The sequence below is a fragment of the Halorussus salinisoli genome, assembly GCA_005239435.1.
Classification (GTDB): domain Archaea; phylum Halobacteriota; class Halobacteria; order Halobacteriales; family Haladaptataceae; genus Halorussus; species Halorussus salinisoli.
In genome coordinates, this window is the sequence record ML241305.1 from 1 (window position 1) to 11,332 (window position 11,332).

An 11,332-nucleotide genomic window follows, 5' to 3' on the forward strand; every position below is an offset into this window, starting at 1 on the left:
AGGAAGACGACCAGATGCGCGACCGCATCGTCGAAGGCGTCGAAGACGCCATCGGCCCCATCGCCCGACCCGAGGCGGTCGTCTTCACCCCCGAGCTCCCGAAGACCCGCTCGGGCAAAATCATGCGCCGTCTGCTGGAAGACATCGCCAACGGCGACGAACTGGGCAATACCTCCACGCTCAGGAACCCCGACGTGGTCGAGGACATCCAGCGGAAAGTCAGTGGGGACTGACGACGTTCGGACGCCTCGGTGAAACGGACACCCGGGCTTTCTAACCGGTCTTCCCGGCTACGGTTCGCTCGTCGCCGTCCGGTTCGTCGGGAAGCGAACGAGCAGGAGAATCCGGTTTCAAGCACCGAGCCAGTCGTTCGTGGAGACCGATTCGCCCGCGTCTCGGCAGATTTCCGCGCCCTTCTTCCGGACTCTCCGACTCGACGGGAGTTTCTTCTCGTCTCGAATCGTGGTCTCTATCCACGTCGCCAGTCGCTCGCTCGCGGCCTGGCCCGCGACTTCGCGGACCGACTCGATGGACTTCTCGTAGGCGCGTCGCTGGGACCGACCTTCCCGTTTGACCTCGTACTGCTCCCGGGTTTCGAGAGCGTCCTCGACGGCGCGGTCGATGTCTCGCATCGATTGCTTGATGCTCACGATAGGGGTGACGACGTTTGTAGAGGTATAGTTGGTGGGCGTTCTCTCGGTAGCATCTGAGAACGTACGAGACGGTGATTGTGCTGTAACGGGAGGAGTCTGTAATGGGGAAGTAACTGGAGAAGTCTGTAACGAGAGAGGAGTTACGAGGAGGTTAACGACCTCGCGCGGTTAGTGCGACCCGGACTGGTCACGCCGGGAGATATCCAGCTAGACGAAGCCTACCACCTCGCCGTCTGTCGAATTACTTACCGCCACCGCAATTTATATCGTGAAAGTTGATGAATATCTCCGCATGCACAAACCTCTGCTCGTGACCGACTTTCTCGACAGAGCGCGCTCGCACTACGGCGACCAAGAGGCCGTGGTGGCGACGACCGGCGAGCGATACACCTACGACGAGTTGGGCGACCGGGCCGACCGACTCTCGGCCGCGCTGGCCGACCGCGGCATCGAGAAGGGCGACCGCGTGGCAGTGCTGGACCCGAACACCCACTACCACCTCGAATCGGCGTACGGCATCATGCAGTTGGGTGCGGTCCACACGCCGCTGAACTACCGACTCACGCCCGGCGACTACGAGTACATCCTGAACGACGCCGGGGTGGACGCCGTGGTCGCCGACTACGCCTACGCCGATAAAATCGAGGCCGTGCGCGACGAGGTCCAGACCGAGGTGTTCATCTCCAACGACGCGGGCGAGACCGACGGCGACTGGGAGGAGTTCGAGGAGGTAATCGCCGACGCCGACCCCGACGAGTACGAGCGCCCGGAGATGTCCGAGGACGAAATCATCACCATCAACTACACCTCCGGAACCACGGGCGACCCGAAGGGCGTGATGCGAACCCACCGGACCGAGACCCTCCACGCCTACGTCCTCTCGGTCCACCACGAACTCTACGACGACGACGTCTACCTCTGGACCCTGCCGATGTTCCACGTCAACGGGTGGGGCCACATATACGCGATTACCGGCATCGGCGCGAAACACGTCTGCACGCGCGGCGTCGATGCGGCCGACATCGTGGAGAAGGTCACGACCGAGGACGTATCCTTCCTCTGTGGCGCACCCACCGTCCTCAACATGCTCATCGACTACTACGAGGAACACGACCACCCCGAGATGTCCGGCGACAACGACGTTCGGGTCACGACCGCGGGGTCTGCCCCGCCCGAGGCGACGATTCGGACCGTCGAAGACGAGTTCGGCTGGTATCTCAAGCACCTCTACGGCCTGACCGAGACCGGCCCGCTCGTCACTATCTCGGACGCCCGTCGCCTGATGGACCCCGAGGACGACAGTCGCTTCAAGCTCAAGAAGCGCCAGGGGATGGGCGTCCTCGGCACGGAGGTCGCAGTCGTGGACGACGACGGCGAGGACGTGCCCCGCGACGACTCGACCATCGGCGAAATCGTCGTCCGGGGCAACCAGGTCATGGACGGTTACTGGGAGAAACCGGAGGCGACCGACGAGGCGTTCAACGAGAGGCGCGAGGGATGGTTCCACACCGGAGACCTCGCGGTCGTAGACGAACACGGCATGGTGTCGATTCAGGACCGCAAGAAGGACATCATCGTCTCCGGCGGCGAGAACATCTCCAGCATCGAACTCGAAGACACGCTCTTCGACCACGAGGCGGTCTCGGACGTGGCGGTCGTCCCGGCCCCGAGCGACCAGTGGGGCGAGACGCCCAAGGCGTTCGTGGTCCCGGAGTCGGGCGACCCCGACGAACCCGGCGTGACCAAAGAGGAGGTCGAGTCGTTCACGAAGGAGCGTCTGGCCTCGTACAAGGCGGTCCACCGGGTGGAGTTCGTGGCTGAACTCCCCTCGACCGCCACGGGCAAGATTCAGAAGTACGAACTTCGCGCCCGCGAGTGGGACGACGAAGACCGGATGGTCGGACAGGGGTAGCCCGAGGCCGAGATTTCCGGGCGGTTTCCCGCGTTCTCGGGCAGTTTCCCGCGCTCGGGCGACTCCTCTCGTTCTCGGGACTGTCGTTCCACGAGTGGTCTGCGAACTACGCCGTGGGTCCGAGAGGTTGTAGTTCTGAACTAGACGACCCGGGCCGATACGATAATTATTGACAATATTACATTTTTCACCACCCGTCGTATATTACGGTGATACCCCGCTAACACTTCGCTACTCTCGGAATAGAGCGATATTTTACAATTACGGTACTGGAATCATCCCGTATAATTATTAATGAGGTTATCGTCCCGTGATAGCATGGCGCAGAGAGAAAAAACGGACGTGTCGCGGCGCGACGTCGTGAAGATGGCCGGAGCGACCGGTCTGTCCGGACTGGGGGTCGCCGGGAGCGCGAGTGCACAGGAGTATCCACCCATCGGGAACTTCCCGGTTCAGGGGAATCCGACCTTCGGATTCACGGTCCCGCAGTCCGGACCGTACTCCTCGGAAGGACAGGACGAACTTCGGGCGTATCAGTTGGCAGTCGACCACCTCAACAACGGGGGCGGTTGGGTGGACAACTGGTCGGACCTCACGGGCAACGGAGTCCTCGGCAATCAGGTCGAGTCCGTCTCGGGTGACACCGCGACCGACGCCGACACGGCCCGCCAGACGGCCCGCCGGATGATTCAACGCGACCAAGCCATCATGCTGTCCGGTGGTTCGTCGAGCGCGGTCGCCATCGCGATTCAGGAGCTTTGTCAGCGTGAGAAGGTGCAGTACATGTGCTGTCTGACCCACTCGAACGATACCACGGGCAAGTCCTGCGTCCGGTACTCGTTCCGGGAGATGTTCAACGCCTACATGACCGCGCAGGCGCTCGTCCCGCCGGTCATCGAAGAGTACGGCGAGAACAACAGTTTCTACCAGTTGTACGCCGACTACACGTGGGGCCAGACCGTCCAGTCGTCGATGAGCCAGTTCTTCGGCGAAGCGGGGTGGAACGAACTCGACAGCGTCGCCACGCCACTCGGGACGAAGGACTTCTCGTCGTACCTCCAGCAGGTCCCGCGCGACGAGGCCGACGTGCTGTTCCTGGACCACTACGGCCTCGACGGGTCGAACTCGCTGACTCAGGCCAAGGAGATGGGACTGGACCAGGACATGGAGATAATCGTCCCGCTGTACAACCGGCCGATGGCGCAGGCCGCGGGCGGGGCCATCGAGGGGGTGTACGGCACCGTCGCGTGGGACTCCCAAATCGACAATCCGCCGTCGAACCAGTTCACGCAGGTGTTCCAGAACCAGTACGACCGCATCCCGTCCGGGGTCGCCCAACTGGCGTACGCCCAGACGCTCCAGTACGCCGCCGCAGTCGAGCGAGCGGGCACCTTCTACCCGCCGGAGGTCATCAGGCAACTAGAAGGCCGACAGTACGACAACATCGGGATGGGCCAAGAGACGATGCGGGCCTGCGACCATCAGGCCCAGCGCGCGGTCCCGGTCGTGAAGGGACTGGCCGAAAGCGACCAGCAACAGGGTCAGTTCTACGAGATTGTCAACGTCACGTCGAGGGACCAACTCGGCTACGGGTGCGACGAGGGACCAGCCGCGGAGTGCGAACTCGGACCGTACGAGTAGTTCGGTTCGACCCCCAGTCGGGGGTTCGAAAGGAGGGAACCAACCGTTATGCTTGCGAGAGAATATCAAACAGATGTGGTGGGGAATCGTAGTCGGAGGGTCGAACGGGAAATAGAGGTGATAGCGTGACGCTCGTCGGCGAACCGCTGTTCGTCCAAGCGGTCGTGGAGACGTTCCTGAACGGTCTCCAGCAGGGCGCGATTTACGTGTTAGTCGCCATCGGGCTATCCATCATTCTCGGAACGTTGAAGTTCGTCAACTTCGCTCACGGCGCGCTCTATCTGATAGGAACGTACACCGGACTGCTGATTACGCTCGAAATCAACGTCACCGACGGCAAACTGGCCGACTGGGGCTACACGCCCATCGGACTCGAATGGGGCTTTCTGGCCGCGCTGGTCATCGTCCCGGTACTGGTGTTCGTCGTCGGGTTGCTGATGGAGCGATTCGTCGCCCGGCCGTTCTACGACCGGCCCGACACCGACCAGATACTGCTCACGTTCGGACTCGCAATCGTGATTCAGGAGGTGTTCAAAATCCTGTTCGGGGGCCAGAGCTACAACTTCGCGCGGCCCGGGTGGGCCAGCGGACAGGTGAACCTCCCCATCGTGGGGACGTTCCCCGAGTGGCGACTGTACATCATCGGGATTACGGCCGCAGTCGTCGTGCTGGTCTACGGTCTCATCGAGTACACCGACTTCGGGTTGGTGGTGCGCGCGGGGACGCGGGACGCCGAGATGGTCGAACTGCTGGGTATCAAGCTCTCGCGGCCCTACCTGATGGTGTTCGGCGTCGGCGCGGCGCTCGCGGGCGTCGCGGGCGTGGTCGGCGGGCCGCTGTACGCGGTCAATCCCAACATCGGCACCGAGATACTGGTCCCCTCCTTCCTCGTCGTCGTCATCGGCGGGGTCGGTTCCATCACGGGCGCGGTCCTCGGCGGGATTCTCATCGGCGAGACGCTGGCGGTTATGGTGGCCATCGCGCCGCAGTGGTCGCAGGTCGGCATCTACGTGCTGGCCGCGGTCGTCCTGCTCGCGCGACCGCAGGGTCTGCTCGGGGCCGAGGAGGTGGCACCGTGAGCGACGAACCCACCGAGACGGCCGACGCGACCGAGGACGCCGGGACCGTCGTCGAGCGAGCGGAGCGCCAGTTCCCCTCGTGGGAGCGCGTCCGGGAGAGCGAGTGGTTCGTCGTCGCGGCGACCACGCTCGCAGTCGCGGTCTTCCCGTGGCTGTTCGCTCGCGCGCCGGTCGTCAGCGGCGTGCTACAGGGGTATCAGGACCTCGCCACCCTCATCCTCATCTGGGGCATTTTCGCCATGGGGTTCAACCTCCTGCTGGGGTACACCGGCCTGCTGTCGTTCGGTCACGCCGCCTTCTGGGGCGGCGCGGCCTACGCCGCGGGGGTGTTCAGCGCGCAGGTGTCGTCGAGTCCGATTCTCGTCATCCTCGCGGGCACGACGTTCGCGGCGCTGTCGGCGTGGATACTCGGGTTCGTCTCGCTCCGGCGCGGCGGCATCTACTTTGCCATCCTGACGCTGGCGTTCGGCCAGATGGCCTACTACATGGCGCTGTCGCCGCTGGCGGGGATTACCGGCGGCGAGAATGGCTTCACGGGGGTCGAAATCGGAAAGCTGTTCGGGGTCTTCCAGCTTCGGTATCCGGTCCCGGGGCTGAGTTGGCTGGTCGGGACGTGGAAGTACGTGCTGGTCGGCGCGATAGCGGTCCTCTGCGTGACGGCCGCCAACCGCATCCTCCACTCGCCGTACGGGATGGTGTTCCGGGCGATTCGGGAGAACGACCAGCGCGCCGAGTTCGTCGGCCTGAACGTCTGGCGCTACAAACTCATGGCGTTCGTCATCTCGGGGACGTTCGCGGGAATAGCGGGGAGCCTGTTCACCATCTACAGCGCCTACGTCCCCCTGTCGTCGTTCTACTGGACCACCAGTGGCGAGGTGGTCATCATGGCGGTACTCGGCGGCGTCGGGTCGCTGTTCGGCCCGATACTCGGCGCGGGGGTGTACCTCTACGTCGAGAACATCGTCAGCGGCGTCCAGCAGTTGACCGTCCCGTTCACGGGTCCCTCGGAGTACGTCACGCTGGTCCAGGAGCCGATCGTCCTGCTCGACGGGTTCGGGGCGTACTGGCACCTCATCCTCGGACTGGTGTTCGTCGCGGTCGTCGTCCTGTTCCCGCGGGGCATCTGGGGACTGTTCGAGGACGTGGCGAGTGCTCTCGGACGACTTGGAGGTGGTCGCTGATGGCGCTGCTCGAAACCCGGAGTCTCACCAAGTCGTTCGGCGGTCTAGTGGCGGTAGACGACGTGGATCTCGAAATAGAGGAAGGCGAGTCCATCTCGATCATCGGACCGAACGGCGCGGGCAAGTCCACGCTCATCAACCTCGTCACCCGGATGCTCGACGCGACCGAGGGCGACATCTCGTTCAAGGGCGAGTCGATTCTGCGCGACGACCCCCACGAGGTGGTCCAGAAGGGCGTGAGCCGGTCGTTCCAGACGGCTTCCATCTTCCCGGAACTCTCGGTCGAGGAGAACGCCCAAATCGCGTCGCTGGCGGCCGAACACGGCTCGTTCCGGTTCAACTTCCTCCGGCACCGGAACAACTACGGCGAGGTCGACCGGTTGGCCCGCCGGACGCTGGACGCCGTGGGCCTGCTCGGCCAGCGCGACGTGGTCGCCGAAGACCTGCCGTACGGCGACAAGCGCCGACTCGAACTCGGCATCGCGCTGGCGAGCGAACCCGACCTGCTGTTGATGGACGAACCGACCGCGGGGATGTCGCCCGAGGAGACCGCCGACACGGTCGAACTCATCGAGCAGGTCAAGGAGGAACTCGACCTGACCGTCCTGCTGGTCGAGCACGACATGGAGGTCGTGTTCAACGTCGCCGACCGCATCGTGGTGTTGAATCGCGGGAGCGTCATCGCCGAGGGGTCGCCCGAGGAAGTCCAGGGCGACCCCGACGTGCAGGAGGCGTATCTCGGAGGTGTCGAGGCGTGAGACGAGCGTCGCGGACGGCGACGTGGGGGCGGTCGAGATGAGTCTGCTGGAACTGACCGACGTGGACGCCTTCTACGGCGAGAGCCACATCCTCCGGGACGTGGACCTGACCGTCGAGGAGGGAGAAATCTGTGCTCTGTTGGGTCGGAACGGCGCGGGCAAGACCACGACGCTCCGGTCGATTTCGGGCGCGCGCCCGCCGGAGGTCCGCGAAGGCCGCATCTCGTTCAAGGGCGAGGACATCACCGCGATGGCTCCCGAGGACGTCTCGGCGCGGGGTCTCTCGCTGGTGCCCGAAGAGCGGCGCATCTTTCCGAACCTCACGGTCGAGGAGAACCTCCACCTCGCCGAAGTCTCGGAGAACCGGTCGAACACTGTCGGGCGGTCGCTCGGACAGGTGCAGGTCGAACACGTCGGGATGACGACCGAGGAGGTGTACGACGAGTTCCCGCGCTTGCGCGAGCGCAAGACCCAGCAGGCCGGGACGCTCTCGGGCGGCGAACAGCAGATGCTCGCCATCGCCCGGGCGCTGAAGCAGAACACCGACCTGCTCCTGCTGGACGAACCCTACGAGGGGTTGGCACCCCAGATAATCGCCGACGTGGAGGACGCCATCGAGCGCATCAGCGACTCGGGCACCACGATTCTGCTGGTCGAGCAGAACGCCGTCGCCGCGATGGGCGTCGCCGACCGGTGTTACGTCGTCGACCAAGGGAGCATCGTCTTCGAAGGAACCGCGGCGGAACTACGCGAAGATGACGAAACGAGAGACCGATACCTCGGCGTCTGAGGAAGCGAGAGGGAATCGAGCGGCGACGACCAGCGACTCGGAGGCGCTCTTCGACGCGCTGGTCGAGGAGAGAGTTCTGGCGGTCGGCGACGCCGGCGTCCGAACCACCGACGAGTTCGACGACACCCACGCCATCTACCACGATTCGTACGTCGGGGTGGACGACTCGGAGTTCCACGAGGCGGTCGCGGCGACCTTCGGCCTGCCCGATGCGGACGCCGCGGCCGACCTCGTCGCCGAACGCGGCGTCTCGCGCGCCGAGTTCGTCTGCTATCTGGCGGTCCAATCGCACGTAGAGCGCGAATTCCCGGCAGAGGACCTCGCTGCGATGACCGTGATGGTGTTCGAGACCGTCCCGGACTCGCCGGTCCCGCCCGAAATCGCGGACGTGACCGACGACCCCCAGTCGTTCCTCGCGGGCCGGGACCGCGCGGTGGTCTCGGTCTGGAAGCGATTCTGCGACCCCTGCGAGGCGACGAAGGCCGACCTGCCGACGATCCTCGACGCGACGCCCGACGACGCCGCGATTGCGGGCATCGACGGCGAGGTCGCGGTCGCATTCTGTGAGACCCACGCGGTGGAGTCCGCGCCGGGGTTCGTCGTCGTGGACGGCCCGGACCGGAGGACGGTCTGCGAGAGCGACGCCGACGCGGTGGCCGAGACCCTGCGAGCGGTCTACGCAGACTGACCGCCCGTCGGCCGGGCCGCGACTTCGGTAGGCCACGACCGCGAGCGGGCGGAGGCTTTCGAGGACGAAGTCGCGTCTCCGCTGTTACGGTGCGTAGCGCGTCCGCCGGAAGTTTTACGCCGCGTTCGTCCCAAACTCGCCAGCGTGGACAGCGTCGAACTCAGCACCGTCGTCTACGTGCCGCCGGAGGAAGCCTACGACTTCCTCGTCGACTTCCCGGGGTACGCCGACTACTCGAAACACCTCGACCAGGTGACGCGACACGGCGAGGGCGGTCCCGGGACGGAGTACGACATCCACCTCCAGTGGTGGAAGCTGAACTACGTCGTCCGGTCGGAGGTAACCGATTTCGAACCGCACGAGCGCATCGGATGGCGCATCGTCAAAGACCTTCACGCGCACGGGGAGTGGTTGGTCGAACCCGCGCCCGAGGAGGCCCCGCCGGACCGCGAGAGCGCCTCGCGGGTCCGACTGGTCGTCGAGTTCGACGCGGACTCGGCGGACTCCGACGTGCTCGACCTGCCGCGACTCGTCTCGCTCGACTGGGTAATCGGCAAGGTGCGACCGCTCGTGCTGAAGGAGGCCGAGCGCGTCGTCGCGCGCATCGTGGAGGACCTGGAGGGCGAGCACCGGGAGGTCGAGCTCACGCTCCACGAGTCGCCCGACAGCGTGTAGCCGAGCGTTCGCCGCGATGGAGCAATCGCTCGGCAGTGAGGAGGAAAAAAGCGAAACTGCGACCGTTCTACTCGGCCTGTCCGTAGTCGCCGCCGTACTTTATGAAGAAGTAGGCCAGACCGAGCGTGAACACCAGCGCGGCCGTCGTGGCGATGCTGAGCGTCTTCGCGCTACTCGGGATAGCCGGACCGCTACTCCCCGACGAGGCACCGCCCTCTTGGACGGTGATGGTACCGACCATGCCAGCGGTCTTGTGGGGCTGGCAGAAGTACTCGTAGGTGCCGGTGGTCTCGAACGTGTGGCTGTACTCGTGGCCGGTGTCGTACGTCTTGCTCTCGCCGCCCTCGGTTCCTTCCCAGTTCGCACCGTCTGGTTGGCTCTCGGGGACGACGTTGTGGTTGTCCGACTCCCAGACGAAGTTGACCGTCGTTCCCGGGGCGATGGTCAGCTCGGCGGGCTCGAACACGAGGCTCCCGCCCGGACCGACTATTACTTCCTCGCTTCCGCCGCCACCGCCGCCTTCTTCCTGCGCGACGGCGGTTCCGGCCGCGCCCGCGGCCGCCGCGGTCCCCGTGGCGGCCCGCATGAATCCACGCCGCGTGACCGACTCGCTTCCTTCCGTACTCATACCCGGGGCTAGCGGTGGTGGGTACTCTATACTTTCGATACGACCCCACATCTTTTCGACGTCAGACGCCCGGAGGGCGCTCGCTCGCTCGCGGTAGAATCGCGGGTTCGTCAGCGTGGTGGTGTGCCAACGGTGGCTCTCCAGGTCGCTCCTGCTCAGTCGCTCACCGCCAGAGAAATGATATCAATAACGAAAGAAGGAATTTTGATTCCTAAATATATATGGACATTGCTGCGGCCGGCGTCTCCGGAGCGTCGCCCCGCTCGGACGACCGGTCTCGAACCTACAGACTGTAGTCGTGGTCGCCCGTCTCGGTCTCGAGGAAGGCCGTCAGGAGGTCGATAGCCGCCTCCACGTCGGCGTGGTGGACGCTCTCGGTGACGGTGTGGAGGTACCGAGTCGGGACCGAGATGGCTCCGACCGGCTTCGCGCCGTGGGTGTTCTGGAAGCCGGCGGTGTCGGTCGCCCCCGAGGGAAGCACCTCCATCTGGTGGTCGATGGCGCGGTCCTCGGCGACCGAGCGCATCCGGCGGTGGACCTTCGGGGTCGTGACCACGCTGGAGTCTTTGAGCTTTATCGCCGCGCCGTCGCCGAGTTCGGTCACGTACTCGCTCTCCTTTCCGACCGCGGGGATGTCGTTGGCGACCGTCACGTCGAGCGCCACCGCGAGGTCCGGGTCGAGGTCCACGCCGAGTGCGGGCGCCCCGCGGACGCCGAGTTCCTCCTGGACCGTCGCGCAGAAGTGGACGGTCACGTCCGGGTCCGTGACTCGCTTCGCGGCTTCCAGCATGGCGAACAGACACACCCGGTCGTCCAGCGCCTTCCCGGTCACGTTGTCGCCGACCCGGACCGTCGTCTGTTCCATGCTCACGAGGTCGCCGACCGAGACGCGCTCCTCGACCTCCTCGGCCGGGAGTCCGAGGTCGATGGTCACGTCGTCGATGGAGAACTCCTCGTCGTCGTCCTGGACGTGGGTCGGAATCGACCCGATGACGCCGATCAGATCCTCCGCCTCGGTGTGGACGGTCACGCGCTGGGCCCGGAGTACGTCGGGGTCCCACCCGCCGAGGGTATCGACTTCGAGGAAGCCGTCGTCGGTGACGTGTTTTATCATAAATCCAATTTCGTCAATGTGTGCCGCGACCGCGACCTCGTAGTCGCTCGCTCCCTCAACCGTCCCCACGACGTTCCCCATCGCGTCGGTGTGGACCGCGTCCGTCACGCCCTCTAACTCCCGCCGAACGAGGTCCCGCACTCGGTCCTCGTACCCCGGTACGCCACTGGTCTCGGTGAGTTCCCGCAGCAGGTCGAAGTCGAAGTTCATGAC

Annotated in this window: 12 protein-coding genes; 9 read left to right on the forward strand and 3 right to left on the reverse strand. The window is 64.9% G+C overall.

Annotation, left to right across the window (positions count from 1 at the left end; translation table 11 throughout):
• Window positions 1–233, forward strand: a 233-nt coding sequence (locus E2484_RS00005) for an AMP-binding enzyme (RefSeq protein ID WP_449272296.1), incomplete at its 5' end; no start/stop codon positions are given.
• A gap of 117 nt (window positions 234–350) precedes the next feature.
• Here the strand turns inward: E2484_RS00005 and E2484_RS00010 are convergent.
• Window positions 351–650, reverse strand: a complete 300-nt coding sequence (locus E2484_RS00010; protein WP_137283188.1) for a hypothetical protein — start codon at window positions 648–650, stop codon at window positions 351–353.
• Between the two features lie 295 nt (window positions 651–945).
• On the opposite strand from E2484_RS00010, the gene E2484_RS00015 reads away from it, so the two are divergent.
• From E2484_RS00015 to E2484_RS00050, 8 genes are all read left to right on the forward strand, one after another.
• Window positions 946–2,565 (forward strand): long-chain-fatty-acid--CoA ligase, encoded by a 1,620-nt coding sequence (locus tag E2484_RS00015; protein ID WP_137283189.1) that lies wholly within the window; start codon window positions 946–948, stop codon window positions 2,563–2,565.
• 318 nt (window positions 2,566–2,883) lie between these two features.
• Window positions 2,884–4,206, forward strand: coding sequence for a substrate-binding protein (locus tag E2484_RS00020; RefSeq protein ID WP_321111124.1), 1,323 nt, complete (start codon window positions 2,884–2,886; stop codon window positions 4,204–4,206).
• A gap of 125 nt (window positions 4,207–4,331) precedes the next feature.
• A complete protein-coding gene (locus tag E2484_RS00025) occupies window positions 4,332–5,285 on the forward strand; it encodes a branched-chain amino acid ABC transporter permease (protein ID WP_321111126.1) in 954 nt (317 codons plus the stop codon).
• Window positions 5,282–6,466: a branched-chain amino acid ABC transporter permease gene (locus E2484_RS00030; protein WP_137283190.1), complete on the forward strand. Its 1,185-nt coding sequence runs from the start codon at window positions 5,282–5,284 to the stop codon at window positions 6,464–6,466. Before E2484_RS00025 ends, E2484_RS00030 begins: the two co-directional genes overlap by 4 nt.
• Complete coding sequence (locus tag E2484_RS00035) at window positions 6,466–7,224, forward strand: ABC transporter ATP-binding protein (protein WP_137283191.1); 759 nt, start codon at window positions 6,466–6,468, stop codon at window positions 7,222–7,224. Before E2484_RS00030 ends, E2484_RS00035 begins: the two co-directional genes overlap by 1 nt.
• 37 nt (window positions 7,225–7,261) lie before the next feature.
• Window positions 7,262–8,014 carry an ABC transporter ATP-binding protein gene (locus E2484_RS00040; RefSeq protein ID WP_137284020.1) on the forward strand — a complete coding sequence of 251 codons (753 nt, stop codon included), beginning with the start codon at window positions 7,262–7,264 and terminating at the stop codon, window positions 8,012–8,014.
• A complete protein-coding gene (locus E2484_RS00045) occupies window positions 7,980–8,702 on the forward strand; it encodes a thioredoxin (protein WP_137283192.1) in 723 nt (240 codons plus the stop codon). Before E2484_RS00040 ends, E2484_RS00045 begins: the two co-directional genes overlap by 35 nt.
• 144 nt (window positions 8,703–8,846) lie before the next feature.
• On the forward strand, window positions 8,847–9,377 hold the full coding sequence (locus E2484_RS00050) for an SRPBCC family protein (RefSeq protein ID WP_137283193.1): 531 nt from the start codon (window positions 8,847–8,849) through the stop codon (window positions 9,375–9,377).
• Window positions 9,378–9,444: 67 nt separating this feature from the next.
• Here E2484_RS00050 and E2484_RS00055 read toward each other — a convergent pair whose 3' ends face one another.
• Together E2484_RS00055 and E2484_RS00060 are read right to left on the reverse strand one after the other, a co-directional pair.
• Window positions 9,445–10,005, reverse strand: coding sequence for a plastocyanin/azurin family copper-binding protein (locus E2484_RS00055; protein WP_137283194.1), 561 nt, complete (start codon window positions 10,003–10,005; stop codon window positions 9,445–9,447).
• A 283-nt stretch (window positions 10,006–10,288) separates the two neighbouring features.
• Window positions 10,289–11,329 carry a M42 family metallopeptidase gene (locus E2484_RS00060; RefSeq protein WP_137283195.1) on the reverse strand — a complete coding sequence of 347 codons (1,041 nt, stop codon included), beginning with the start codon at window positions 11,327–11,329 and terminating at the stop codon, window positions 10,289–10,291.
• Window positions 11,330–11,332 lie beyond the last annotated feature (3 nt).

Excerpts from the sequence above, each read along its gene's own strand:
- E2484_RS00020 (WP_321111124.1), top strand. The coding sequence starts at position 2,884 with ATGGCGCAGAGAGAAAAAACGGACGTGTCGCGGCGCGACGTCGTGAAG.
- E2484_RS00040 (WP_137284020.1), top strand. The coding sequence starts at position 7,262 with ATGAGTCTGCTGGAACTGACCGACGTGGACGCCTTCTACGGCGAGAGC.
- E2484_RS00045 (WP_137283192.1), top strand. The coding sequence starts at position 7,980 with ATGACGAAACGAGAGACCGATACCTCGGCGTCTGAGGAAGCGAGAGGG.
- E2484_RS00035 (WP_137283191.1), top strand. The coding sequence starts at position 6,466 with ATGGCGCTGCTCGAAACCCGGAGTCTCACCAAGTCGTTCGGCGGTCTA.
- E2484_RS00060 (WP_137283195.1), bottom strand. The coding sequence starts at position 11,329 with ATGAACTTCGACTTCGACCTGCTGCGGGAACTCACCGAGACCAGTGGC.
- E2484_RS00055 (WP_137283194.1), bottom strand. The coding sequence starts at position 10,005 with ATGAGTACGGAAGGAAGCGAGTCGGTCACGCGGCGTGGATTCATGCGG.
- E2484_RS00015 (WP_137283189.1), top strand. The coding sequence starts at position 946 with ATGCACAAACCTCTGCTCGTGACCGACTTTCTCGACAGAGCGCGCTCG.